The sequence below is a fragment of the Bacillus cereus group sp. BcHK124 genome, assembly GCF_027712065.1.
In the GTDB taxonomy this organism is placed as follows: Bacteria; Bacillota; Bacilli; order Bacillales; family Bacillaceae_G; genus Bacillus_A; species Bacillus_A pacificus.
Genome location: NZ_JAQFPJ010000016.1, coordinates 26,071 through 50,715 on the forward strand (window position 1 = coordinate 26,071; position 24,645 = coordinate 50,715).

Below are 24,645 nucleotides of genomic sequence, written 5' to 3' on the forward strand. Positions count from 1 at the left end.
AGAGAATAACCTGAATGTATATATTCATCAATAATAAAACAGATAAATTTACAATAGGGGTTCCCAGCAATTAAAAGGGTTTTTCAATTGGTATCTCTACCAAAAGCCGCTATTAGTTAACGGATAATAAGGTTAATAATCTCACCACTTGCTGTCAGTTTTCCTTGACCAGCTAAGTAAAGTGGATAAAAGAATCCACTATAGAATAGGTAACTTTCTAAGAACACACTTGCTACCATTGCCATATATAACTCTTTTTTCGTTACTTCAGGCTTTAATAAACGACGATAGTAACTTGTAATAATACCAGCCTTTTTCTCAAGTAACGGATGGTTGTCTACCCATTCGAAAATATCATCGATTTCTTCTTCAGTAGCTAACGTTGTGAAAATATGACTGTAACTCTTCGCATGTACTTCTTCCATAGCACCCATGAAAGCTAATACACTTTTTGCTTGTAAATTTTCAAGATGAACAAGTACAAGAGGCATACCTTCGCCACCTTGTTTCGTATCTAAAAGTGTTAAACCACCTAATACACGCTTATAAGCAATTTGCTCTTCTTTCGATAATTGCACCCAAGTATTTTTGTCAGACGAAACCGCAATTTCTTCTTCTGTCCAAAACTGAGCGATGTTTTGCTTCCAAAACATTAAACTGAAATCGTCTTCTTTTTTATTCCAGTTAACAGCGCGCATTGAATCACCCCTATATCTATTATTGTTCTACTGAACGGTTAAATTTCCATCTAATAATGAAAAGCTAACCGTTTAGTAGAACAAACCAAGTATGAGCAGGGTTCATAACCCTGCTCATACTGTTGGGTTATTCATTTAGTATGGCAATATGCCATTAAACGGTACAAGCCACGCACTCTTCCACGCTTAATTTACGCGTTCTCGTATAATACAGACTCTTTAAGCCTTTTTTATGTGCATAGATGTAGTAACGCGCTAATTCACGTGTTGAAATATCACTATTAACGTAAAGAATTGTACTAATTCCTTGGTCAATATGTTCTTGAATTTCTGCGATTAAATCAATTAATTTAAACTGATTCATATCGTAAGAAGATTTATAGTACCAGAACGTATCTTTTGATAAATATGGCATTGGATAATATGTTGTCGCATTCGCATACGTTCTTGATTCGATTTGACTTACAATCGGCATTACGCTTGAAGTTGCATTTTGAACGTAACTGATCGATTGCGTAGGAGCGATGGCAAGACGATATGAGTTGTATAAACCATTCTTCTGCACTTGCTCTTTTAAACTTGTCCAATCTTCTTTTGTTGGAATATGAATTCCTTTAAATAATTGCTGAACTTTTTCAGTTACTGGGCTGTAATCTGTCGTTTCATACTTTTCAAAGTATGTGCCATTCGCATAATCAGATTTATCGAAGTCTTTAAATGTTTCGCCTTTTTCTTTAGCGATTTCCATACTTTTCTCAATAGAGTAGTAATTTAACATCATAAAGAATGTACGAGCGAACTCTTTCGCTTCTGCACTTTCATAAGCGATTTTATTTTTTGCTAAATATCCGTGTAAGTTCATTGCGCCAAGCCCTACTGAATGAAGCTCATCATTTGCTTTTTTCACAGTTGGTGCATTCGGAATAATCGTCATATCAGAAACAGCTGTTAAAGCTTCCATTCCCGCATGAACTGCTTCACGAATTTCTTTATTTTCCATTACATTTACAATATTTAACGATCCTAAGTTACAGTTAATATCACGACGGATAATATCATCTGTACCATAATCGTTAATTTCAGAAGTTTCTTGAAGCTGGAAGATTTCTGTCTCGAATGTTCAACCGAGTTCGCTATTCCTCAGTCCGTTGCTCATGCAACTGCTGTATGTCACCATACAGGACAGACTATATCATCACCTACAGCATTACCTGATTAGGTGCTCCGCTTTTCGAACGCCAATCGCTTGCGCTCTACTCCCATAAGGGATAGTCGTTAGGCTTTTACTTATCTTAATATCTTTCAGAAAGTCTCTTATTACTTTATGTTGTCCCATAACTCTGCTATACAAAATAATAAGATACATTCTGAACTTTTATATTTTCATTCTAAGATAAGATTTAGCACGGTAGGTTACCTCAAATTTGAGGCTTTCCCCGTTTAACGGAGTTTTCGACTAGCATTTCTACTAGAAGGTGCTACATATTTAACACAAGTTCGACATCTTCACAGTTCCAATATCCTTCAATGGATGTTGGTTATTTGCATTTGATTTAAACATTAAGTACGGATAACCAGACTCAAGCTGAATCATAGCAATTTTAATCAGCATATCACGCGCACTAATATCTAGCGGCTTCTTCTTCACTTTCGGATTACTCATTAATTCATCGTACATTTCATCGATATCAATGTCATCTAAATGCTTTCCATATTCTTTATACACCGTATAAGGCGCGAAAACATGGAAAGGCTCGTTTTTCTCAGCAAGCTCAAAGAACTTACTTGGAACGATAATTCCGATTGATAGAGACTGAATACGGCTCTTCTCATCGGCATTTATTTTTTTTGTATCAAGGAATTCAATAATATCCCAATGGAAAATGTTTAAATATACAGCTCCGGCACCTTTTCGTTGGCCAAGCTGATTCGCATATGAAAACGAATCTTCAAGTAACTTCATAACAGGTACTACACCACTTGCAGCGTTGTCGATACCTTTAATTTGCTCACCGCGTGCGCGTAGCTTAGATAAGTTTAAAGCTACTCCACCGCCGATTTTTGATAATTGCATTGCAGTATTAATGTTAAAGCCAATTGAATTTAAGCTATCATCCATCTCTAACAAGAAACAAGACACCATTTCTCCTCTTCTGCTTCTTCCCGCATTTAAAAAGGTTGGTGTCGCTGGTTGGTAGTTTTGTTTGACAATCATGCTTGCGAATTGTTTTGCCTTCGCAACATCACCGCGTCCTAAGTATAATGACACAATTGCTACACGATCTTCATAGCTTTCTAAGTATTGTTTTTGATCATTTGTTTTTAACGCATAATCTTTGTAGAACTTAGATGCTGCCATATAAGATTGGAACTCGAAGTTTTCACCATAAGCGATGTTATATACCTCTTCTACTTCCTCCAAGTTATACTCGTCCAGAACGTTGTAATAGTAATCATGTTCTTTCATATACTCCATTCGCTCTGCCACGCTATTAAAATGAACGGTATTCTCTCTAGCTTCTTCCATAAAGACTTCTAATGCCTCTTTATCTTTATGAAGCTGATAAAAACCGTCCTGCATTTGCGTGATTTCATTATTCAGTTCAATGTGTCGCAATCTCCCGCACCCTTTCCTTAAAATATTCTACATCGTTATTTGTTCCTGATAACTCAAATTTTGATACAATAGGCACTTCATATTTAGCAGAAATTTTGTCAGCACTTGCACCGAACATGTCTCCCCAGTTACGATTGCCGCTTGCAGATACGCCTTTTAATTTTTCATTATTGCGCTCTAAAAATTCTAAAACACGTTCTGGTACATTGCCAAAACCTGTTGTATACGTAATTAAAATAAAGTCTTCATCTATTACTAGATCTTCACCAATTTGAACGGCCGGCATATTTAATTTGTGGATGAAACGCTTCACGTTTCCTGTCATAGAATCATATGCAACTAACATTTCCGACCCTCCCTTTTCAATCTATACTCTCTGTATGTTGTTTCTTGATTTCTCTATATATTGTATTACGTTTCAAAATAAGACACAAGATATATGTATAAATTCTTTCTTTTTTTAACTTTTACTTTTCGACAAGACCGTCGATTTTTTTCAATACAATGACTATGAAACAACATTCTAAAACTCATGTCAATAAAGTGCTTTTCAAAAAAGTTGTCAACGAATTTAACCTTATTTTTAAAAAAGTTACCAATATATTTTGTCATAAAACGGCAAATGCTGGAGGAATATATTTCTCCAGCATCACGCAAAAAAGAACAGACATGAAACGATAATCTGTTCTAAAAAACGATTACATTTATCAATTTTACTTTATTAAATATTATACATATACTTTCGGTTCGCGTTACATACTAAAAGATAACTATTATAGAAAAAGATTATTATTATGGAAATTCAGCTTATTTATGAAAAGATTATGCAGAGTGCTCAATACGCAAAATATCTTTTACAAATATATGATGTGGATTTTCATCTTTATCAATCATTGTACATACAGGAGCTTCTTCATCAAAGTATACAATCATTCCTTCTATGTACTGATACGTACGTTGAACTTGTACAGTTATTTTAATTTCTACAGCCTCTTCATATGCTCTTTTTATTTTCTGAAGCATTTTGGCCGAACACTTTCTTTTCTCTGGATATATGACCATTCCCATAAATCGGTTGCCGGCTCTATCTTTCCACATATAATCCCAATGCGGTAATATGCCTTGTTTAAAATCGCCCATAAGTCTCCTCCCCTATATTCTTCTAGTTACGAACGTGGCGTTTCTGAGTATGTATAAATGACCTGTCCGCCGCGCTGTGCGTTACCAATGAAATGTTTAAAGTCTTCTCGATTTACTAAAACTTCTCTGAACGTATAAAATACATCTTTCGTAACAACATACTCCTTTATTTCACCATTTTTCAGCTGATCCAAAATTGTATTTGCTAATTCTTTATCCATGTATTTCACCTCTATGCAATATTTTATTTTAACTTATATTCTATAGGTCAACAACTGTAAAATTATCCAGATGCTATACCTTCATTTCATTTTCATTATTTTTCAAAAGATATCTCTTAATTATATGTCCACTAAATATCATATACTAACATAGCTACTTCTCTATATCAAACATTTCGACATTCAATTATGCAAAGTTCCATACCACTATGCTACAATATATAAATAGAACTAGGAGGGATACTATGATTCGGAAAGCAAAAAAGACAGATGCGAAACTGGTAGCACCTTTATTGTATAACGCTCTGCACGAAATTGCTGAAAAAATCACAGGTAGCACAGTTGAGACAGAAGTATTACTAGGACTTGAAACATGGTTCTCAAAAGAGAGAAATCGACTGAGCTATGAAAACTGTTTTGTATATGAGCAAGACGGGGATGCAGTTGGAGTTATTGTCGCTTATCACGGTAGTGAAGCAGCAATGCTTGATGCACCAATTGTACATCACTTAAGAGAATTACATAAAGATGAATCGATTACGTTAGAAAAAGAAGCTGAACTTGATGAATATTACATTGATACATTATCCGTTTCAAGTGCATATGGCGGAAAAGGAATTGGTTCTAAATTAATTGAAGCTGCTGAAATTTATGCAACTGAAAAGAAGCATGAAAAAATCGCATTACTTGTTAATTTAGAAAACAAACGTGCCTATTCATTATACGAAAAACTAGGTTACAAAAAAGATCAAATCGTTATGCTTGTAGGCGAACCTTATGCGCATCTCGTAAAACCATTGAACATCAAAATTTCTATATCTTAAAAAGAAAGCACACGATTTATATAAATCGTGTGCTTTTATGTTAAATTCGTATTTAATACAGTTCCATTCATCGCCTCATGAAACGTATATGTTGTACATCCCCATGGCTCTCTGTGCAAAATAGGAGAACCAGACCATCCCATCGCTCTCAGTTCGGCACCAATCATTACATTCACATAATTATGACCTACAAGAGCAATACTTCCATGTACGAGAGCGTAACGATGTAATAAGTAAGCCGCTTGTCTTGCCCTCTCTCTTACTTCCTTATAAGACTCAACATCTTTATGGTAACCAAGTATCCATAATGTTCGTCCGATAAACATCCATACGTTAGGTTTACACTTCAACCATTTTGGAGCATAAAAGCTCGTCGGAACTGTAGCTTCTCTAAAGAGAGGATTTTGTATAAACGATAAAGAATCCATTAATTCAGCTGCTGACTGTACAGCACACTTTTGATCACTCGTTACAATCAATTTTGCCGCTTCAACCGCTTCCCTTGTTTCCGTTGGTATAGGTGCTTTTTTTGCTATAGTATGTAAGTCATACCCTTTCATCCATTCACGAAAGGATGTAACCGTCATTGGTTCTATAGTACGATCTAAGCGACCATGACGAATAAAAGAAATCTTCATTCTTTCCACTCTCCATTCATCACTTACGAACTCTATTATGTACTATTTTTACATATCATACCACGCAAAAAAAGAAAGTTATACACCTTTACATATCCCCGCCACTCTCATGTGTGCCCCCAGCATGTATACCATCCATCCCATCAAAATATGTAGTCGTTTCATGATGACGAATCTTTTTTAAATGTGTATAAGAAAATACAAATAAAATTAATGCTATAACACTCCCCATAAATTCAAACATCATTTTGCCGCCTCTAATTTCTCCCACTTTAGTAGGTTATTGTATATTTTTATTATACCCCTATATAAAGATGCACGCATTTAAACCTTTCTTTTTTTCAAAAAACATGGGATTCTTTCATATTTTCTTACAAAAAGTGAATATTTTTCGAATTTTTACTTTGAAAACATTTACAAAACAGGAAACATAGTTCAAAATAAAGGAAAATAAAAAATCCCAAATTATTCTTTTTTGGAAAAACTGTAACAAGGAGAGTTGCTTATGCAGATCGCAGAAACTGGAGATATCATTGAATTTAAAGGTGGAATGCAAGGCCGTGTTCAAAAAGTAAATCAAAACTCTGTTATTGTGGATATAACAATTATGGAGAATTTTAGAGAACTAGATATGGAACCTCTTACAGTTGTTAGTCATAAAAACTATACTGTCATTAATCAAAATGCATAATATAATAGAAAGAAAGGATCTGTATGTTATACAGATCCTTTCTTTCTATTATATATTAACGATTATCAATTGTTTCTGGATATAAATCATGGTTCATCATGCGGTAGTCAGCCATTTGTTCATACTTCGTTCCTGGGCGACCGTAGTTACAGTAAGGATCAATTGAAATCCCTCCACGTGGTGTGAATTTACCCCATACCTCGATGTAACGTGGATCCATTAATTTAATTAAGTCATTCATAATAACGTTCATACAATCTTCGTGGAAGTCACCATGATTGCGGAAACTAAATAAATATAGTTTTAAAGATTTACTCTCTACCATTCTTTGTTCTGGAATGTAGCTAATATAAATTGTCGCAAAATCTGGTTGGCCTGTTTTCGGACATAAGCTTGTAAATTCAGGACAATTGAATTTTACAAAATAATCACGGTTTGGATGATTATTATCAAAAACCTCTAAAATTTCTGGGCTATATTCAAATAAATATTTTGTATTTTGATTTCCTAATAATGTTACATCTTTTAAATCTTCATCTAATCTTCCTGCCATTTTAAACATCCCTTCTCATTATACTCCGCGTTTATTTCCCCATACTAACGCATGAAGCTGCGGCAATACTTTTGCATTATTCATTTCTTTACGGTTAACCGCTTTTTCAATAAGCCACTCATACTTATCTAATAACTTTTTAATCAACATCGTATCATCCACAGTTTTTGTATCATCATTCCCTACTTGTAAGAAAAATGGCACATCTGGATAACGTTCGTGCATCTTAACTGCATACTCGAAATCATAATCGTCAAATACTACTACCTTTAAACTAATATCTTTTCCTGATAGTTTCTGAATCATAGCATCTAACTTCTGAAAATCAGTTTTCATTGTCGAACTTGGTGGTTTTGGAGAAATCGTTATCTCATCAATTTGAAGTAACCAATCTTGCCATTTACTCCCTTGCGTTTCGATTGCCGTTCGCATTCCATTCTCTTTTAATATAGAAAGAAGAAACTCAATATTTTTCAGCAATGCCGGATTTCCACCTGAAATCGTAACATGAGAAAAATTTTCGCCGCCAACTTCTACAAGCTCATTCCAAACGTCTTCTGCTGTCATCTGTCTAATTTGATCTTTAGCAGATCCATCCCACGTAAAAGCAGAATCACACCAAGCGCAGCTATAATCACAGCCAGCTGTACGGATAAACATCGTCTTTTGTCCTACAACCATTCCTTCACCTTGAATAGTCGGACCAAATATTTCTAAGACCGGAATTTTACTCATCGAGCATCCACTCCCGTCTGACTTCCGCATAACTAGTTGGCGTCTCAAATAGACGAACAAATTCAACACGAGCTCCTTTATATTCGTTCGCACGATTATCTTTTGTTAACGCCTCTGCCATCTTTTCATAAATCCAAACGACCATATTTTCAGCAGTTGTATTCATCGCTGGTAACGTTTCGTTTAAATAACGATGATCTAAATAAATTTCTATTTCATTCTTCCAAATTTCTTTTATATCTCCAAAGTCAATTGCAAGACCTATTTCATTTACATATCCACTAATCCCAAATACAACTTTATATGTGTGACCATGTAAGTTTTTACATTTCCCTTCATAACAGTGTAAATGGTGTGCTGCATCAAATGTAAATTCCTTGCTGACCATTACTCTTTTATTATGATATTTGAGCTGTTTACGCTGAATATCCTTGTCCATTTTTTGCAAATTTTCTACGATGCGAAATCCAAAGAAATTATCCATTAGTTGCTCGCTCCTTCGCGTTCTTGTAGGTACGTATCTAATCCTGCTTTACGAAGTTGACATGCTGGACATTCACCGCAACCATCACCAATGATTCCGTTATAACATGTTAATGTTTTTTCTCGAACAAACTCGAATGCTCCAAGTTCATCTGATAATTTCCATGTTTCCGCTTTATCAATCCACATAAGTGGTGTATGAATCACAAACGGATAATCCATGGATAAATTTAAAGTAACGTTTAACGATTTCACAAACACGTCACGGCAATCTGGATAACCACTAAAATCAGTTTCACATACACCCGTTACAATATGACGTGCTCCAACTTGTTTTGCTAATACAGCAGCAAATGATAAGAATAGTAAATTTCGTCCATCTACAAACGTCGATGGTAATTCCCCTTCTTCATGTGTAATCTCCATATCCGTTCTCGTTAACGCATTTGGAGCAAGTTGATTTAATAGACTCATATCTAGTACTGTATGTTTAATTCCTAGCTCTTTTGCAATTTCCGCTGCACAATCAATTTCTAACTTATGACGTTGATTGTAATTAAACGTTACAGCCTCTACTTCTGCAAACTGCTCTATTGCCCAAAATAAACATGTCGTACTATCTTGTCCTCCACTAAAAACAACAACTGCCTTTTCTTTTTTCATTTCACTCATTCTCCTTCTCTACTACGAATAAGAAGAAAGAACGTTCTTGAACTGTCACAATAAAAAAACAAAACAATACCTAAAGATATTGTTGTTTCCATAGTTTTTTATAGAGGGAGTTCGCGAACCTCTCCCGTGCATTGCACGGAATTCCTTCTTTCATTGACAAAGCTTATTGTAACATATTGTATACTACCAGAAAAAAATTCTGATTTTTCCGCTATTTCTCATTTCATTTCTTTCATTTTATAGTATGATTAATTTACTATAAGAAGAGAGGAGGCATCCCACTGAAATCCTTTATTATTTATCTCTTTCTAAATATATTATTCATCCTTGTTACAATGCTCGTATACCATTTATTTTGGAATCAAAAAGGGAAACGCTCTCCTAAATTAAATTCAGCTATATTTATTGTATTATGCTGCCTCGTTACTATACTATGTATCACTTTCGCAGCAAAAACAAATTATGGATTTCAATTTGATATGCGTCATATCGTATTAGTTGTCGGTACATTAACCGGAGGTCCTATTGCTGGTGGATCAATATTAGTTGTATTAAATATATATCGCTTCTTATTAGGAGGAATAGGTGTTTTCCCATCGCTTATCGGTTCTATCCTTCTATTTATTGTTCTACTATTTACATATAAATTTTTCAATCGAACTTCTAATCGTATAAAAATAATACTCGCTATTATATACAGTCTCACATACGGATTGAGTTGGATACCTTTCTTCCTTTCAAAGGTTACAAATAAGACTGATTATATACCACATATTATTGTGTATGAATTATGTACGATACTTGGTACGATTCTTATTTTATATTTACTACACATATTACAAACTCAAGTTCGTCTCCAAAACGAACTTATGAATGCTGAAAAATTTCATTTAATTGGTGAAATGGCAGCGTCCATCTCTCATGAGATTCGCAATCCGTTAACTTCAACAAAAGGATTTTTACAACTTTTGCAGTCAGGTACATGCACTGAGCAAGAGCGAAAATTATATATTGACATAGCCATCAACGGAATCGAACAAGCAAATCACGTTCTTACAGATTATTTAACCTTTGCAAAACCAAGTATTGAAAAAGAACAAACATTACAGTTAGAAGAAGAATTACTGCATGCATTATCGTTAATTACACCGCTTGCTAATTTAACAAATGTGCGTACACATTATATAAAGCAAAGTACTTCTTTTTTTATCGCGGGAGAAAAACAAAAACTAAATCAATGTTTGTTAAATATTTTAAAAAACTGCATTGAAGCCATGCCAAAAGGCGGTGATCTTTATTTCACATTAGTTCCTGATCATAAGCATATTCAATTATATATAAAAGATACAGGAGTTGGTATGGATCAAGAACAAGTAAAACGTCTTGGATCCCCTTTCTATTCAACAAAAGAAAAAGGTACTGGTCTTGGAATGATGGTCGTATTCAGTGTTGTGCAAGCTATGAACGGAAAAATTGATATTATAAGTGAAAAAGGTACAGGTACAACTTTCTTATTAACTTTTCCACTCATACAAAAAACGTGATGAAATACTCATCACGTTTTTTCTGTTCCTTCAACTAATTCAGCAAAAGCTTTCACTTTTCCATGTGGTTTTTGATTTTCTTTACGTGCTTTCCAAGCGCGCTCTTCTTCTTTCTTTTTATTGGACATACTTTTCAACTCCTTCTTTTCTTTCTCTCTGTAGTATTCCAAAATAAGAAGTAAAACTATGCACATATGAAAAAGAAGTGGTCTCCCACTTCTTCCTAATTATCGCTGTAAAATTGCGTGTTTCGCTTCTTTTAACTGCGTAAGATGTCTTTGTTCATGCAAATCAAGAAATTGAACCCACTGATATAAATTCAGATCATTAAAAACAGGATGCTTTAACCCATTTTCAAATAGGTCTTTTTCATCTATAACGCTATGAAGTGCATGTAATAGTTCTTGTCGTGAATGTTCTAGTAATTGGATTCCTTGCTGTTTTTTCATTAGCGTTTCTGTTGGTTTCATCTGCTGAGGAGCTTCTCGTTTATGTGTGCGATCCAGCGTAAGTTGGAGGTCTTTAAATGGAGTCGTGTTTCTTTCATTTTTTTGTAAGGCATATACAAGGGCAGACGTGACAGATTGTTCAACTAAATGCAAGTGATGCAAAATTTGAATAATACTCCATTTATCACGACGTGGCTTTACATTCACTTCTGTATCATTTAACATTTCAATTTCTGACAATAGCGTGCTTCGGGTAGACTGTAATGAGTTCACCAAACTTTCTAAACTCACATCCATATTAGATTGAAGCATACTTCTTTCCCCCCTTTTGTTGGTGAAAAGAGGCGCTCCTTATTAGAAACACCTCTTAAGTATTCTGAATTTTCTTTTATTATCTCATCATTTTCTCGTTATGTCGATGTTAAACATGTGAAAAAAAGCGCATGTTTTTTACAATTTTGTGTCGTCAATTGCTTGTAGCCATGCTTCAATTTCTGTAATAACACTTTTCACACAGCCTTCAGCAAATGGTGATGTCAAATTGGCAACTTCTACTAATTCCAAGAATGATTTGCTTCCACCTTGTTGGCACAGATTCACATAATCTTCCCACGCCTCTTGTCTATTATCTCTTGCACGTTTCCAAAATTGCAGTGCACAAATTTGTGCTAACGTGTAGTCAATATAGTAGAACGGCGAGCTATAAATATGTCCTTGACGTTGCCAGAATCCACCGCGCTCTAAATAATCATTATCTTCATAATCACGATGCGGTAAATACTTTTTCTCTATATTACGCCATGCTATCTTACGATCTTCTGGTGATGCTTCAGGATTTTCATATACATAATGTTGATATTCATCAACAGATACACCATACGGTAAAAACAGGAGTGCTGAACTTAAGTGAGAGAAGTAATATTTATCTGCATCTTCTTCAAAGAATAACTTCATCCATGGCCATGTGAAGAATTCCATACTCATAGAGTGAATTTCACACGCTTCATATGTTGGCCAATTATATTCTGGAATTTCAAATTTACGACTTTCATATACTTGAAAAGCATGGCCTGCTTCATGTGTTAATACGTCAATATCACCAGACGTTCCGTTAAAATTCGAGAAGATAAACGGCGCTTTATAATTCTCAATATATGTACAATATCCACCGCCAGCTTTTCCTTTTTTCGCAACTAAATCTAATAAATCATTATCTAACATGAAATTGAAAAATTCATCTGTTTCAGCCGATAACTCTTTATACATCGTTTTTCCATGATTAACAATCCAATCCGCATCTCCTTTTGGAGTTGGGTTACCTGTTGGAAATTCAAAGTTTTCGTCGTAGTACGCTAACTTCTCTACACCGATACGCGCTTGTTGACGTTTTCTTAATTCCGTTGTAACGGGAACGATATAATCTAGCACTTGCTGACGATAATTCGCTACCATTTCCGCATTATAATCTGTACGGTACATTCTTGCATATCCAAGTTCAACAAAGTTTTTGAAACCTAAAGATTTGGCGATTTTCGTTCTCACTTTAACAAGCTCGTCATAAATACGATCTAACTCTTCTTCATTCTCAGCTAAAAATCCGTAATACGCCTCACTTGCTGCTTTACGTTCACTTCTCTCTTTCCCTTGCATAAATGGAATAAGCTGTGATAACGTTCTTTCTTCTCCTGCAAAATTAATTTTTGCAGATGCTAATAATTGTGTATATTGTGAAGACAATTTATTCTCTAATTGTAAATCCTTCACGACTTCATCAGAATATGTTTTTAAATCACACTCCGCAAGAGCAAATAATTGCTTCCCATAATACGCTTCTAATTCTTCACGGAATGGAGAATGAATTAACGCATTATAATACTTTGTACCATATCCTTGTACAACTGGAGAGAATTCATCAAAGAAATCTTGCTCTTCCTTATAAAAAACATCTGTTGTATCAACAGAATGACGAATGTAACAAAGATTCCCCATTGTACCAAAATCGTTACGAATTTCGTTAATTGAATGAATGACTTGTTTTTGTTCCTCTACAGTTTTTGCGTTATCAAACTTCTCTAAAGCAGCTGTAAACTTCTCTTTTAATTCTTCAATATTTGGCCTTTTATATTCATAGTCTTTAAATGACATGAACGAGCCTCCTCTCCATTATATGCATCCTTACTATAATTCAATGCTTACTTCCAAATCTCCTCTTATTCTTCAACAAAATATGGCATATACTGCCATCATTACATGTAAACAAAAAAGCTTTGGATTTCTTTATCCAAAGCTCCTTTGGAACATATTATTACTTTTCATACTTTCCAATCTTTTTTAATAGATCAAGTAATTCGTCCTTTTCCTCTTTCGTTAACATTTCAAAAGACTGATGAATAACTTGCTCATGCCCTGGAAAAATAGAAGAAATAAAGTTCTCTCCAGATTCAGTTAATTGTGCATAAATAACACGTCGGTCATTCGGGCATGGAATTCTCTTTACTAGTCCCTTTTTCTCTAACTTATCTACAACATATGTAATGCTGCCACTAGCTATTAAAATACGCTCACCAATTTGCTGAAGTGGTTGACCGCCTTTATGATATAGCAGTTCTAATACAGCAAACTCAGTTGGATTTAAACCGTTACTTTGTATAGACTTATTTGTAGTATCCATAACAGAACGATGTACACGAGATAATGCAATAAATACTTTTAAAGATTGAGAAATATCTTCTCGTTCATTATTTGATGTCATACAACTTTCAACCCTTCACTTAAATTCTCAGTAATAAAAAGAACAAAATAGTACTTCATATAAATTCCGAATGAGTATTCACTCATTCATTACCTCTCCCCAAATATATTATGAATGATTCTTGAATAAAAACATGACAATTTTAACATAGTTTATATATAATGATAATAAAAAAGAAGGAGTACCAAATTTGAAATTCAAATTCCACAGCATAGTTATATATATATTGCTTGTTATCCTACCAACAATAGGGATTGGTGCTACATTTTATTCATATCATTCGTATAAAATGAAACAAGAAAATAAACAAGTTGCCCATACGGTTCTCTTTTTATATAGAGACTATTTAGATCACCACCTTGGCGAAGCAATTTCTGCCCTAGAAATGCTCGCAAAGGTCGTAGGAACCGAAACTGGAAATATTAATGGAATGAAAGAAATTGTACATGATACGGATGGAAACGATGCACATTTTTCTGGTCTATATTACGCTACACCAGAAGGTATCATTACAATCGCATCGGAAGGTGACCGACCACCTGTTGATGTCTCAGATCGTAAATATATTCAAAACGCATTACAAACTAAGAAAACAACTGTATCATCCGTCATTACAGATCGTGTTCTTGGCCATCAAGCTATTATGATTGCTTCCCCCATTTTCAATAAACAGAAGGAGCTCTCAGGCTTATTGTTAGCAAGTTTACGCTTTGACTACATTTCATCATCTTTAAATGCCATTAAGCCACAATACCATTTTGAAGTAACTGATAAGTATAATGTAGTTTTTCTAAACGATGATAATAACGAAACAAGTGATGCTCATTCTAATATGCTTACTACTCCACTCCAAAGATTAGATTGGAAGGTCTCTGTTTCTCCGTTACCTATTCATCAAAAAACTTTAAACCAGTGGGTTGCCATAGAATGTATAGCTACTTTATTTTTAATGTCAATTTTATTTTTACTCGCTCAATATATGTTGTTAAAACGACAAACAAAACTGGAAAGACAACAAAATGAACTACAAAAAATTGAATTAGTTGGAACTTTTGCAGCTAGTACAGCCCACGAAATCCGTAATCCACTTACCGGAATTAAAGGGCTCGTCGCTCTATTAAAAGAGAAATATAAAGATGAACAAGATCAGTTCTATTTTTCCATCATCGAACAAGAAATAGAACGAATTAATGAAATTGTAAGTGAATTTCTTATTCTTGGAAAGCCAACTGCAATCATCGAACAAACATATGATGTAAGAACCATTCTAAATGAGGTAGCATTAATTATTCAATCTGAGGCGAATCTACATAATATTGTATTCCATTTACATTTGCCAGACCGCCCTGTTCATATCCGGTGCTCAAAAGACCATATGAAACAAGTGGTTTTAAACATTACAAAAAATGCAATTGAAGCTATGACTTCTGGCGATACACTAACTATTTTCGTAACAAACAATGAAACACACGCACAATTGCAAATTATAGATACTGGAAAAGGGATTCCAAAACATATTCAAAAACACCTCTTTCATCCGTTCTTTACTAATAAAGATACTGGAACAGGTCTTGGACTTGTCATATGTAAACGAATTATAGAGATGTACAACGGGCATATTTTTATTAACAGTATAGAAAACGAAGGAACGACAGTTCATATCGAAATTCCGTTACACATAGTATAATTATCCTTATCCCTAAAGGGTAATTATACTTATTTCATAAAACCAGCCACAAGCATTCGCCAAAAATTACTTGATTTCCCTTCATACCCAATTTGAAAAATAGGTACCTTTATAATTGATAACCATTTTGGTGTTTGTTTTTCTTTATAACACTGGTACTGTAAAATAAGCTTGTCCAATTCTTGACTCACTTGAATCGTCTCCGTACTATTTAACCCACTCGTTAAACCTAATTGAATCATCTCTTCACGTTTCATATGAATATCACGTGAAAGCTTTTCTAATGTGTACTTCCTTTTTACAGTAAACATTCATATCCCCCTTATTATACTTCCATGCTCTCTACTTCACTTCTCCATTGAACTTTTAACTGCTTATCATATTTGAATTTGAAGAATCAGAAAATTTAACATTTTCTCCCTGTAATTTACAAATCTTTACCCTCACTTTGAGAATTATTACAAATTATTCTATCTTTGTAAATACATTCGCAATAATAGACAATTTTTTCATCTTCTTTTTTTACAAACACCAATTAAATAGCGGATTCCCTATTTTCCATATACTTTTCTTCGACATTTTTTGTTTAATTTATATAAAAACGCAAACCATAATGGTGATTGATAATATAGAAAGGAAATAGTTATATGCGCAAATATACGATTGCATTGCTTATTTTGACTATGTTTTTACCATCTTTCTTGTTTCCTGTTGAGGCCAAGGCTCATACAAATAAAGTAGCTATTGTCATTGATGACTTCGGCAATAATATGAAAGGAACTGATAAAATGTTATCACTTCCTATTCCACTAACTGTTGCTGTTATGCCTTTTCTTCCTTCCACAAAGGAAGATGCGATAGCGGCTCATAAGAAAGGACACGAAGTTATTATACATATGCCAATGGAACCGATTAAAGGTAAAAAAGAATGGCTTGGACCAAAAGCAATTACAACTGATTTAAGCGACGAAGAAATAAATAATCGACTCGAACAAGCGATTCAAGAAGTGCCACATGCAATTGGGATGAATAATCATATGGGATCAAAAGTGACTGCAGACGAAAGAATTGTACGACTTATACTTGCAGCTTGTAAAAAACACGGTTTATTTTATTTAGATAGCAAAACAAATCCTAAGAGTGTCGTCCCAAAAATCGGGAAAGAATTAGGAGTGCCAATTATTGAAAATCAATTATTTTTTGATGACGTGTACACAGCGGCACATATTTCAAAACAAGCCCAATTACTCATTAAAAAACTTCAAGAAAAACCGATTATGGTAGCTATCGGACATGTTGGGCCTCCAGGTGAAATTACATCACGTGTTATAGAAACCTCTATTCCTAAAATTCGTGAACATGCAGATTTTATTTTTTTATCCGATTTAGCATTATCTCCGCCTCCTGTTTCAAAATAAGATTCATGACTCAAACTAAAAAAGAGAGCAATCTGCATATAGCAAATTGCTCCCTTTCCTTTTCATCTTAAATATAATCTACATGACTCACCCTGAATCCTTTTTTCTCTATTTTTTCGATTAATTGCTTTAATCTTTTTTCATTTAACTCATCTGTTATATTGACAATAACGCGGCGAATATATTGATCGCCGTTATCTAGCGTAAATAGTCCACCGATATGAAATGCTTTCAACAATGTCCCAAGTTCTTTAATCGTTCCCTTACAATCTTGTGTTGCAATCGTTAATATATAACCACCCGTCCGCATACCAAATGAATCCTCAATAACATCAAATATATTGGAATGAGTTAAGATGCCAACAAATTCATTATAATCATTTAGTACCGCTAAAAACGGCAAACGACGAATAACATAAAATGCTCTGAAAAAAGAGTCCTTTTCAAAAATAAATGCAGCGGAATCTTCTAGCATATGTTCCGTACTTAATTCCTCTAATCCACCATTACACTTCTTTTCTAAAAGATCCACTTTATAAATAATCCCCATGAATTTCTTTTCATCTTCTGCTAATACAGGGATTGCTCGAAATCCCGTTTCATTCATAATTTGCAGAGCCTTCTTACCTGAATCGTTCATTTTGCAAAATGTTACTTGCTGTTTTGGCAGAAAATGATATTTAACTCGCAAAATATGTTCCTCCTTACATGTCAACATGTAATCTATATATAATAAGGAGACCTATATTTTATGAGTAAAATTATTTTTTAAAACGCTTTCATTCATTTGTGGATTTGTAACGAAATCACAAACATTTCATATAACAGAACTCTTTGCGCCTTTTATCATTAACAATTTTACATGGTAGTTCATTAAATATTCTATACCCTCCAACCATTTTTTCGCGTATTCTGGAGTTTTTCCCCACACAATCATGCCATAATTATGAACGAGAACTACTCCTCCACCTTCACTAAAATTCGGCACATTATTTTCTAATAAATCAGCGAATTTTTTCTCATCTTCTACAATGGGAATTGTCATTTCTGTTATACCTTCTTTTCCAAAAACACGTTCCACGCTACGTTTATCGAATGTTACTTCCCCTTTTTCTCCATACAACTCTGATATTAAATGACTATCTACAGTCTGTACTTGTAAAATACATTCTGCACTACTTTTTTTATAAATATCTGCATGCATAAATGATTCCGCAGCTGGTTTTTCTTCATTTTCAAATACTGGTTCACACATACAGTTTACAACAATAAAATCTTCTTCTGAAAATAACCCTTTATCTCTTCCTTCAACATTTACTAAAAAAGTTAACGGCTCTTTTGACGTACAAAGTGATAAGCTAATTTTTGTACCATAAAACCAATCACGAAGTGCTAGTTCAGATTTCACATCTTTTAATTCATTCCATTTCTTTAGAAAAAATAACATTTCGTCACCCCCGGCGTAATATTCATATAATGTTCGAATCCTTTCTATGTAAAAGGAGTATTTTTTGATTATTCTAAAAATTTAATTGAATTATCACATGAGAACGCCTTTTTGTCAATATAGTTTCACGTCTCTTCTTTAAAAAGGGCTATTCATATGTCTATACTCCTGTATATTGACTATTTCATTTTATACATAAAAAATACGTTATTCTTTTTCAATCAAAGAATAACGTATTTTCTCATCTTTTATTTCGTCATTGCGTTATATAAGAACTGTGCATATTGTTCACGTGTTACAAAATCATCACCTAAAAAGTTTCCTTTTCCATCACCTTTTGATATGTTATTGTCCGCTAACGCTTTCACATATTCTTCTGCCCAATGACCAGTTGGTACATCATTAAAGTTCACTTTATTATTTTCATCTTCTTTTAGCTGAAATACTTTATATAATACTACAGACATTTCGTATCGAGTTAATACTCCATCTGGACGAAACTCCCCAGTACCATCTCCTTGCATAATTCCAGCTTGCGCAACTGTAGCAATATCTTGCTCAAACATATGTCCTTTCGTATCTGTAAATCTCTCTTTCTGCTCTACTTTATTTTCTAATTTCAAATACCTTTGTACTAAAGACGCAACTTGTCCACGAGTAATACGATCCCCAAATCCAAATTGTCCATTTCCATATCCCTTGAAAATATTTTCTTTCGCTAAATAATGAATTGCTTCCTCTGACCAATGTCCTTTTGGTACATCTTTAAATTCTACTACTTCTACTTTTTCATCTTCTTTAGAATTATTGTCTTCTTTACTTTCTACCACATTTTGAATCACAGATCCTGTGAAGAAGATTCCTGTATCCGCAAATGGATCTTTTACACCAAATTCATATACTTTCTCACCTGGTGTACTCCACTTAACTGCATCATTACTATACGTACCACCTTCGCTCTTTAAACGAATTTTTGTAGAGATTTTACCATCTTTCTCGTATATAGGTACTTTTACTTCTTTATTTACTTCTGTTTCCTCTAAAAATACTTTTTGATTTTGAACATTGATATAGGCTGTTTTACTTAGTTCTATAACTGGTCGAACATCACGAATTTCATTTGCAACAAAACTTAAGAATACTAACTTTTTCAAATTGCTAGCTGGTGTTAAGTCTGAAATATAATTCGCTTCTAAATCAAGCTTTTGTAAGTTTACTAGACTTGATAATGGAGTAATATCCTTTAACTCATTGTTAGGTAAGTGTAATTGTTTTAACTGTGTCATCTTACTTAGAGGAGTAACATCTTTTATTTCATTTTTCCCGATCCACAATTCTTCTAATTGCTTCATTTGCTCAATACCGGATAAGTCTTTTACTTTATTACGTGTTAATACTAAGTCTTTTAAAGGTAATGAATATAACGGTTTAATATCTTCAATTTGATTACCTGCTAAAGTTAAGTATGTTACATTTTTCAACGCGCTTAATGGCGCAACATTCGTAATTTTATTATTTGCTAAATTCAAGTAATCTAGTTGTTCCATTTTCGCTAATGCTGTTACATCTTCTATTTGGTTGCCTGATAAATATAAACTTTTTACATTTTTCATTTCAATTAGTGGTGCAACGTTCGTAATTTTATTATTACTTAAATCAAGAGAATCTAAATTATCCATCTTAACAATTGGTGTTACATCTGAAAATTCATTACCACGTAAAGCTAAATGTTTCAATTGTTTTAAGCTCGTAAAGAATGATGGATCTTTTATCTTCGCATTCGCAACTGTTAAAGATTTTAAATTTGGCATATATTTTAATGCACTATAATCCAGTATCTCATTCGTATTTAAAAACAAATCCTTTACTTGTAATAACTCTTCTTTCGTGATTGGTGTATTTAAATCTTTTCTATTAAATACCTTTTTATTAACAAGTTCTCTTAATTTATTATCTGTTATCATATTTTGATTATCAACTGGATGATCCGTCTCCGTATTGCCGGAATTAGATTTATCATCTGGTTTCTCTGTTTCTTTGTCACCTACAGTTGGATCTTTAATTTCAAATTGAACTTGATATTTGTGATCATATCCAATAGCCGGAATAAGTATATGCATTTGCATATTGTGCTTCTTCTCAAACTCGCCAATTTCAAATTGAACTACTTTCGTTCCATTCTTCCTCTTATCTTCTGACAAAACTTTTACATCATGAAATACGCCAGGTTGGTTTTTATCCTCTATTCTAAGGTATTGAAAATAATCGCTATCTTGCATTGTTATAGTTACAATTTTTTTCCCGTCCGCAATCGTTACTTTAGGATCTTTTATATATTGAGAAACCATAGATGGCTCATCTTTTTGATCCTTATATATTTTAATCTCAGTATCGTATGTACGTTCACTAGCTGCCGCTACCGATTGGTTTGCTTCAATTTTTATTGCTGCTAACGCTGGAGTAGAGTATGCAGCAAATGGAATTGCTAATGTTGTCGCTACTACTAGCGCCTTCATATAATTTTTTTTCAAAATAATATCCCCTATCATATATAATCTTTATAATTGATAAACATTATCAATTACTCATAAATAAATGATAATGAATATCATTATCGATGTCAACGAGAATATTACATTAAATTTATATTTTTAAAGGTAAAAAATATAAAAGCCCTTTATTCAAAGAGCTTTTTTACCTATCGTATGAAGAATTTCATTTTTTTCCTTCTCATTGATGACACCAATTTTTTGCAAAATATTTGCATACAAGACAAGTTTATTATATATCCGTTCTGACATACTTCCCCTTCTTTCCTTCGACCAACTTTTTTTGTATTGGTAAATTATATGAAAGAGATGGGAAAATGTGTCCACTTTTTTTGCATAAATACAAAACTTTTATCCCGCTATTTGCAGGCAGTAGAACTCCCACCTCACAATCAGGTGGGAGTTCTACGTATTTAACAAATTGTCCATTGAATATTATGCCTTTTAACTTCCTCTTCAAAACTATAGGGCATTTTCTTATCACAAATTACATGTTGAATGCGCGAAAACGCTGCTATTCGGTAATTTCCTTTTACGCCTACCTTTGTATGATCACATAAAATATATGTTTTCTCTGCTAATTTCATCATCGCTTCTGACAGTTTCGCCTTTTCTAATTCAAAACTAGAAACTCCAAAACCAGGTAATAATCCATCAATTGAAACAAATGCTTTATGAAAATGAAATTGCTGGATAACTTGCTGCGAAATAGATCCTGATACGCGTGAATGTTTTGGAGAAACTTTTCCACCAATAAATAAAACTTCACCGTGAAACATCTTTTTATTAATAGAAGAAATTAATTGTGTCGCTACTGGAAATGAACTTGTTACAATCGTTAAATTTTTGCGATGTACAAGATATGGTACCATTTGAAGTGGTGTACTTCCGTCATCAATCGCAATAACATCTCCATCTTCTACAAATGTTGCTGCTTTATACCCAATTCGCTTCTTCTCTTCTATATGTAGCATCTCTCGTTCTAACATTGGTGCCTCTATTCCAGCTCCCGGAAGTTGGACGGCTCCACCATACACTTTCTTCAACTTCTTTTCACGATCCAATTCTTCTAAATAACGACGAATCGTCTCTGTTGATACAGCAAACTCTCTCGCTAATTCTGAAACTTTTACCTTCCCTTTAAACTCTACCTTCTCAAGAATGGTTCGCTTTCTTTCTTCACCTACTACAGACATAACCTCACCCCATTGATTTCTACCTCATACACTGCCTTACTTATACAAAGTTATAACTTTCCTTTTCAACGAAAACTTCCTCGTGAATATGAATACCACGCTTTTTTAGTTCATCAAAAATAATTTGTGGTTTGACAAAAGCTTCCTCGGGTGTCACAACACCAACTTTATTTACATTCCCTTTTGCGATTAGCTCTGTAGCAATCCCAAATGGAATACCGACGTTTCTCGTATAAGCTCTTAATTTTTCCCATCCTACAACAGATCCATCAGATAACGGGTGTGTATGATATAATACACGTCTTTGTTTCTCATTATTTTTCATACCTATTACTTCTACATGAAGTGCATAACCGTAAATCTCTGTTTCTTGTCCTTCTTTCGATTGCAATAAATACTTCGCAATACAATCCATTATGCCGATTCCTTTTCCATTTATTTCAACTGGATCATTACGCAATATACCGTAATCATACAATGCACGTACGAGCTGCATATTTTGCTTTGGCCAAGTTCCTCTCGTCTCTATTAGTTTAACGCCTTTATTTTCTAATGCTTTTGCTAACGTAATCGTTTCAGAATGCGGTATGATATACTGCGTTGTCTTACCATAAGGCGCCGGTAATTCAATTTCTCTTGGACGCGCAAACGGAGGCACTTGCTTAAACTCACCATCTTCATACACTGTACGCGATGGCAAATGTGGATCATATTCATATGTCGTTGTTTCTGTAATGGATGCAGAAAAAGCAATGGAACGATACGAACCATGACTTACACGAACTGACTCTACAGCATGTAACTGATTTGCCGCATACATCGCCATCATTTGCGTTACACCTGGCGTCATACCAAACCCAGGTAAACATGTTTTTCCGTTTTGAACAAATATAGAATGCGAATCATTTTCTTCACCAAATCCATTTAAATTCACACCGTGACAACCTGCTTCTGCAATACATCGAGTAGATAATCCATTTAACTTAATTGTTGTACCATCCATTACAATGTCATAGCCCTTCATTTTTGCAACCGTATCCTCATGATTCGTTACATCTACTTTCACAAAATCAACGCGAGGATCGTTGAGCCATTCTACTACTTTAAGCCCCTCTTCTTCGTTAAAATCTGCTACTGTAATCGTCTCAAAAGATGAAAATTGCACTAAATCTAAAATTGCTTCACGACAAATTTTACCTGCTCCACCTAAGCAAAATACTTTCAACCTATAACAACTCCTTTAGCGATACTATCAACTAAGCGATGAATATCTGCCTCATGTACATCACCGATATTTCCAATGCGGAATGTATCTACCTTTGAAATTTTACCTGGATATATAACAAATCCATCACGCTTTAATTCATTGTATAATTGCTCAAAATCAAACCATTCTTCTGGATAAATGAAAGATGTAATAATAGGTGATTGATATTTTTCATCTACTAGTGGCTTAAATCCGATTTCTCTCATTCGATTCACTAATACTTTTTGATTGTTATCATATCGATTGTAACGTGCTTTTACTCCGCCCTCTTTTTCTAATTCAAGTAGTGCTTGATAAAAAGCGTGTACAACATGTGTAGGTGATGTAAAACGCCATTTTCCATTTTGATTTTCCATCGTTTCCCATTGATCGTATAAATCTAAAGATAATGAACGTGCCTGCCCTTTACATTTCAACAATTCATCGCGCTTTGCAATAACAAATCCGAACCCTGGAACCCCTTGAATACATTTATTCGCACTACTAATTAGAAAGTCAATTTGCAACTCAGCGATATCTATTTCAATACCACCAAAACTACTCATTGCATCAACTAGTGTTACTTTTCCGTATTGCTTCCCTAATTTACATACGTCTACAATTGGATTAATAATACCTGTCGTTGTTTCACAATGGACAATTGCAATATGTGTAATCTCTTTATCTTGTTGTAATATCTTTTCTACTTCTACAACATTAGTAGGCTCCCACTCTTCTGTTTGACTTACCACCACATCTATATGTAACATCTCTGCCATTTGTACAATTCGCTTACCGTACGCACCATTTGTACAAACAAGCACCTTTCCATTTTTAGGAATAACAGAACCAATTACTGCTTCAACTGAAAACGTACCGCTTCCTTGCATAAGAACAGTCGTATATTTCTCTTCTTCCTTCGTTGCTAACGATACAAGTTTAGCTCTTACATCTTGCACCATCGTGTTATATTCAACATCCCACGTACACCAATCGTATAGCATAACTTCTTTTACTGTTTTTGTTGTCGTTAATGGTCCTGGCGTTAATAATAAGTAGTGATTTTCAGTCATGATCCTCTTCCC

Annotated in this window: 26 protein-coding genes, 2 pseudogenes and 1 riboswitch; of the genes and pseudogenes, 5 read left to right on the forward strand and 23 right to left on the reverse strand. The window is 34.0% G+C overall.

The features are described 5' to 3' along the window. Positions 1 to 119: 119 nt before the first annotated feature. The 6 genes and pseudogenes from PDK19_RS20045 to PDK19_RS20070 all read right to left on the reverse strand — a co-directional run. A pseudogene (locus tag PDK19_RS20045) lies at positions 120 to 698 on the reverse strand (ribonucleotide-diphosphate reductase subunit beta); the annotation flags it as partial. Positions 699 to 852: 154 nt separating this feature from the next. Further along, entirely contained in the window at positions 853 to 1,803 is a 951-nt protein-coding gene (locus PDK19_RS20050; RefSeq protein ID WP_074567991.1) for a ribonucleotide reductase, read from the reverse strand. A gap of 384 nt (positions 1,804 to 2,187) precedes the next feature. Continuing rightward, positions 2,188 to 3,315, reverse strand: a pseudogene (locus tag PDK19_RS20055) (ribonucleotide reductase N-terminal alpha domain-containing protein); the annotation flags it as partial. Then, positions 3,302 to 3,661 (reverse strand): class Ib ribonucleoside-diphosphate reductase assembly flavoprotein NrdI, encoded by a 360-nt coding sequence (gene nrdI / locus PDK19_RS20060; RefSeq protein ID WP_000959450.1) that lies wholly within the window; start codon positions 3,659 to 3,661, stop codon positions 3,302 to 3,304. The pseudogene PDK19_RS20055 and the gene nrdI, both read right to left, overlap by 14 nt. Positions 3,662 to 4,137: 476 nt before the next feature. Continuing rightward, positions 4,138 to 4,455 carry a hypothetical protein gene (locus tag PDK19_RS20065; protein ID WP_014893192.1) on the reverse strand — a complete coding sequence of 106 codons (318 nt, stop codon included), beginning with the start codon at positions 4,453 to 4,455 and terminating at the stop codon, positions 4,138 to 4,140. 26 nt (positions 4,456 to 4,481) lie between these two features. After that, the gene (locus PDK19_RS20070; protein ID WP_000356683.1) at positions 4,482 to 4,676 is read right to left on the reverse strand and encodes a hypothetical protein; all 195 of its coding nucleotides are present in this window, start codon (positions 4,674 to 4,676) and stop codon (positions 4,482 to 4,484) included. 245 nt (positions 4,677 to 4,921) lie between these two features. Here PDK19_RS20070 and PDK19_RS20075 point away from each other — a divergent pair, with 245 nt between their 5' ends. Further along, on the forward strand, positions 4,922 to 5,500 hold the full coding sequence (locus PDK19_RS20075) for a GNAT family N-acetyltransferase (RefSeq protein WP_000619536.1): 579 nt from the start codon (positions 4,922 to 4,924) through the stop codon (positions 5,498 to 5,500). Between the two features lie 35 nt (positions 5,501 to 5,535). Here PDK19_RS20075 and PDK19_RS20080 read toward each other — a convergent pair whose 3' ends face one another. Next, positions 5,536 to 6,138 (reverse strand): phosphoglycerate mutase, encoded by a 603-nt coding sequence (locus PDK19_RS20080; RefSeq protein ID WP_014893193.1) that lies wholly within the window; start codon positions 6,136 to 6,138, stop codon positions 5,536 to 5,538. A gap of 88 nt (positions 6,139 to 6,226) precedes the next feature. After that, positions 6,227 to 6,409 (reverse strand): hypothetical protein, encoded by a 183-nt coding sequence (locus PDK19_RS20085; protein ID WP_124878252.1) that lies wholly within the window; start codon positions 6,407 to 6,409, stop codon positions 6,227 to 6,229. A 234-nt stretch (positions 6,410 to 6,643) separates the two neighbouring features. Between PDK19_RS20085 and PDK19_RS20090 the strand changes: the two genes are divergently transcribed. Next, positions 6,644 to 6,829, forward strand: a complete 186-nt coding sequence (locus tag PDK19_RS20090) for a YkvS family protein (RefSeq protein ID WP_001165081.1) — start codon at positions 6,644 to 6,646, stop codon at positions 6,827 to 6,829. Between the two features lie 55 nt (positions 6,830 to 6,884). Here the strand turns inward: PDK19_RS20090 and queF are convergent, their stop codons facing one another. From queF to queC, 4 genes are read right to left on the reverse strand one after another with little or no spacing between them, the layout of a single operon-like run. Continuing rightward, the gene (gene queF / locus PDK19_RS20095; RefSeq protein ID WP_000918895.1) at positions 6,885 to 7,382 is read right to left on the reverse strand and encodes a preQ(1) synthase; all 498 of its coding nucleotides are present in this window, start codon (positions 7,380 to 7,382) and stop codon (positions 6,885 to 6,887) included. An 18-nt stretch (positions 7,383 to 7,400) separates the two neighbouring features. Next, positions 7,401 to 8,117, reverse strand: coding sequence for a 7-carboxy-7-deazaguanine synthase QueE (queE, locus tag PDK19_RS20100; RefSeq protein ID WP_000036291.1), 717 nt, complete (start codon positions 8,115 to 8,117; stop codon positions 7,401 to 7,403). After that, a complete protein-coding gene (queD, locus tag PDK19_RS20105) occupies positions 8,110 to 8,601 on the reverse strand; it encodes a 6-carboxytetrahydropterin synthase QueD (RefSeq protein ID WP_000368412.1) in 492 nt (163 codons plus the stop codon). Before queD ends, queE begins: the two co-directional genes overlap by 8 nt. Beyond that, positions 8,601 to 9,263, reverse strand: a complete 663-nt coding sequence (queC, locus tag PDK19_RS20110) for a 7-cyano-7-deazaguanine synthase QueC (RefSeq protein ID WP_000711596.1) — start codon at positions 9,261 to 9,263, stop codon at positions 8,601 to 8,603. The genes queD and queC overlap by 1 nt, the downstream gene beginning before the upstream one ends. A gap of 93 nt (positions 9,264 to 9,356) precedes the next feature. Further along, positions 9,357 to 9,400: riboswitch (PreQ1 riboswitch) on the reverse strand. Positions 9,401 to 9,607: 207 nt separating this feature from the next. Here queC and kinB point away from each other — a divergent pair. Then, complete coding sequence (kinB, locus tag PDK19_RS20115; protein ID WP_001993722.1) at positions 9,608 to 10,816, forward strand: sporulation sensor histidine kinase KinB; 1,209 nt, start codon at positions 9,608 to 9,610, stop codon at positions 10,814 to 10,816. An 11-nt stretch (positions 10,817 to 10,827) separates the two neighbouring features. Here kinB and PDK19_RS20120 read toward each other — a convergent pair whose 3' ends face one another. The 4 genes from PDK19_RS20120 to PDK19_RS20135 all read right to left on the reverse strand — a co-directional run bounded on the left by PDK19_RS20120 (position 10,828) and on the right by PDK19_RS20135 (position 14,017). Then, positions 10,828 to 10,944, reverse strand: coding sequence for a DUF6254 family protein (locus PDK19_RS20120; protein WP_000066280.1), 117 nt, complete (start codon positions 10,942 to 10,944; stop codon positions 10,828 to 10,830). Positions 10,945 to 11,043: 99 nt separating this feature from the next. Continuing rightward, positions 11,044 to 11,577: a DinB family protein gene (locus PDK19_RS20125; protein ID WP_000941973.1), complete on the reverse strand. Its 534-nt coding sequence runs from the start codon at positions 11,575 to 11,577 to the stop codon at positions 11,044 to 11,046. A 138-nt stretch (positions 11,578 to 11,715) separates the two neighbouring features. Beyond that, positions 11,716 to 13,410, reverse strand: a complete 1,695-nt coding sequence (locus PDK19_RS20130; RefSeq protein WP_270707903.1) for a M3 family oligoendopeptidase — start codon at positions 13,408 to 13,410, stop codon at positions 11,716 to 11,718. Between the two features lie 160 nt (positions 13,411 to 13,570). After that, the gene (locus PDK19_RS20135) at positions 13,571 to 14,017 is read right to left on the reverse strand and encodes a MarR family winged helix-turn-helix transcriptional regulator (RefSeq protein ID WP_000203341.1); all 447 of its coding nucleotides are present in this window, start codon (positions 14,015 to 14,017) and stop codon (positions 13,571 to 13,573) included. 190 nt (positions 14,018 to 14,207) lie between these two features. Between PDK19_RS20135 and PDK19_RS20140 the strand changes: the two genes are divergently transcribed. After that, a complete protein-coding gene (locus PDK19_RS20140) occupies positions 14,208 to 15,704 on the forward strand; it encodes a DUF3149 domain-containing protein (RefSeq protein ID WP_016716946.1) in 1,497 nt (498 codons plus the stop codon). Positions 15,705 to 15,733: 29 nt separating this feature from the next. Here PDK19_RS20140 and PDK19_RS20145 read toward each other — a convergent pair whose 3' ends face one another. Beyond that, positions 15,734 to 16,015, reverse strand: a complete 282-nt coding sequence (locus tag PDK19_RS20145; protein ID WP_000495540.1) for an aspartyl-phosphate phosphatase Spo0E family protein — start codon at positions 16,013 to 16,015, stop codon at positions 15,734 to 15,736. Between the two features lie 336 nt (positions 16,016 to 16,351). Here PDK19_RS20145 and PDK19_RS20150 point away from each other — a divergent pair, with 336 nt between their 5' ends. Beyond that, the gene (locus PDK19_RS20150) at positions 16,352 to 17,122 is read left to right on the forward strand and encodes a divergent polysaccharide deacetylase family protein (RefSeq protein ID WP_001234123.1); all 771 of its coding nucleotides are present in this window, start codon (positions 16,352 to 16,354) and stop codon (positions 17,120 to 17,122) included. A gap of 67 nt (positions 17,123 to 17,189) precedes the next feature. On the opposite strand, the gene cbpA is transcribed toward PDK19_RS20150, so the two are convergent. From cbpA to phnW, 6 genes are all read right to left on the reverse strand, one after another. After that, positions 17,190 to 17,813, reverse strand: a complete 624-nt coding sequence (gene cbpA, locus PDK19_RS20155) for a cyclic di-AMP binding protein CbpA (RefSeq protein WP_001264217.1) — start codon at positions 17,811 to 17,813, stop codon at positions 17,190 to 17,192. 126 nt (positions 17,814 to 17,939) lie between these two features. Continuing rightward, a complete protein-coding gene (locus PDK19_RS20160) occupies positions 17,940 to 18,569 on the reverse strand; it encodes a class II aldolase/adducin family protein (RefSeq protein ID WP_000895997.1) in 630 nt (209 codons plus the stop codon). 248 nt (positions 18,570 to 18,817) lie between these two features. After that, positions 18,818 to 21,118 (reverse strand): NEAT domain-containing leucine-rich repeat protein, encoded by a 2,301-nt coding sequence (locus tag PDK19_RS20165; RefSeq protein WP_074567586.1) that lies wholly within the window; start codon positions 21,116 to 21,118, stop codon positions 18,818 to 18,820. A gap of 413 nt (positions 21,119 to 21,531) precedes the next feature. After that, positions 21,532 to 22,314: a DeoR/GlpR family DNA-binding transcription regulator gene (locus tag PDK19_RS20170; RefSeq protein ID WP_000117662.1), complete on the reverse strand. Its 783-nt coding sequence runs from the start codon at positions 22,312 to 22,314 to the stop codon at positions 21,532 to 21,534. Positions 22,315 to 22,354: 40 nt separating this feature from the next. Beyond that, positions 22,355 to 23,539 carry a saccharopine dehydrogenase family protein gene (locus PDK19_RS20175; protein ID WP_270707905.1) on the reverse strand — a complete coding sequence of 395 codons (1,185 nt, stop codon included), beginning with the start codon at positions 23,537 to 23,539 and terminating at the stop codon, positions 22,355 to 22,357. After that, the gene (gene phnW, locus PDK19_RS20180) at positions 23,536 to 24,633 is read right to left on the reverse strand and encodes a 2-aminoethylphosphonate--pyruvate transaminase (RefSeq protein ID WP_000138247.1); all 1,098 of its coding nucleotides are present in this window, start codon (positions 24,631 to 24,633) and stop codon (positions 23,536 to 23,538) included. The genes PDK19_RS20175 and phnW overlap by 4 nt, the downstream gene beginning before the upstream one ends. Positions 24,634 to 24,645 lie beyond the last annotated feature (12 nt).

Excerpts from the sequence above, each read along its gene's own strand:
- PDK19_RS20165 (WP_074567586.1), bottom strand. The coding sequence starts at position 21,118 with ATGATAGGGGATATTATTTTGAAAAAAAATTATATGAAGGCGCTAGTA.
- PDK19_RS20125 (WP_000941973.1), bottom strand. The coding sequence starts at position 11,577 with ATGCTTCAATCTAATATGGATGTGAGTTTAGAAAGTTTGGTGAACTCA.
- queE (WP_000036291.1), bottom strand. The coding sequence starts at position 8,117 with ATGAGTAAAATTCCGGTCTTAGAAATATTTGGTCCGACTATTCAAGGT.
- PDK19_RS20090 (WP_001165081.1), top strand. The coding sequence starts at position 6,644 with ATGCAGATCGCAGAAACTGGAGATATCATTGAATTTAAAGGTGGAATG.
- PDK19_RS20150 (WP_001234123.1), top strand. The coding sequence starts at position 16,352 with ATGCGCAAATATACGATTGCATTGCTTATTTTGACTATGTTTTTACCA.
- queD (WP_000368412.1), bottom strand. The coding sequence starts at position 8,601 with ATGGATAATTTCTTTGGATTTCGCATCGTAGAAAATTTGCAAAAAATG.
- queF (WP_000918895.1), bottom strand. The coding sequence starts at position 7,382 with ATGGCAGGAAGATTAGATGAAGATTTAAAAGATGTAACATTATTAGGA.
- PDK19_RS20160 (WP_000895997.1), bottom strand. The coding sequence starts at position 18,569 with ATGTTATTTTTTCTAAAGAAATGGAATGAATTAAAAGATGTGAAATCT.
- PDK19_RS20065 (WP_014893192.1), bottom strand. The coding sequence starts at position 4,455 with ATGGGCGATTTTAAACAAGGCATATTACCGCATTGGGATTATATGTGG.
- PDK19_RS20080 (WP_014893193.1), bottom strand. The coding sequence starts at position 6,138 with ATGAAGATTTCTTTTATTCGTCATGGTCGCTTAGATCGTACTATAGAA.
- queC (WP_000711596.1), bottom strand. The coding sequence starts at position 9,263 with ATGAAAAAAGAAAAGGCAGTTGTTGTTTTTAGTGGAGGACAAGATAGT.
- PDK19_RS20130 (WP_270707903.1), bottom strand. The coding sequence starts at position 13,410 with ATGTCATTTAAAGACTATGAATATAAAAGGCCAAATATTGAAGAATTA.
- nrdI (WP_000959450.1), bottom strand. The coding sequence starts at position 3,661 with ATGTTAGTTGCATATGATTCTATGACAGGAAACGTGAAGCGTTTCATC.
- PDK19_RS20075 (WP_000619536.1), top strand. The coding sequence starts at position 4,922 with ATGATTCGGAAAGCAAAAAAGACAGATGCGAAACTGGTAGCACCTTTA.
- PDK19_RS20070 (WP_000356683.1), bottom strand. The coding sequence starts at position 4,676 with ATGGATAAAGAATTAGCAAATACAATTTTGGATCAGCTGAAAAATGGT.
- PDK19_RS20145 (WP_000495540.1), bottom strand. The coding sequence starts at position 16,015 with ATGTTTACTGTAAAAAGGAAGTACACATTAGAAAAGCTTTCACGTGAT.
- PDK19_RS20120 (WP_000066280.1), bottom strand. The coding sequence starts at position 10,944 with ATGTCCAATAAAAAGAAAGAAGAAGAGCGCGCTTGGAAAGCACGTAAA.
- kinB (WP_001993722.1), top strand. The coding sequence starts at position 9,608 with ATGCTCGTATACCATTTATTTTGGAATCAAAAAGGGAAACGCTCTCCT.
- PDK19_RS20135 (WP_000203341.1), bottom strand. The coding sequence starts at position 14,017 with ATGACATCAAATAATGAACGAGAAGATATTTCTCAATCTTTAAAAGTA.
- phnW (WP_000138247.1), bottom strand. The coding sequence starts at position 24,633 with ATGACTGAAAATCACTACTTATTATTAACGCCAGGACCATTAACGACA.
- PDK19_RS20170 (WP_000117662.1), bottom strand. The coding sequence starts at position 22,314 with ATGTCTGTAGTAGGTGAAGAAAGAAAGCGAACCATTCTTGAGAAGGTA.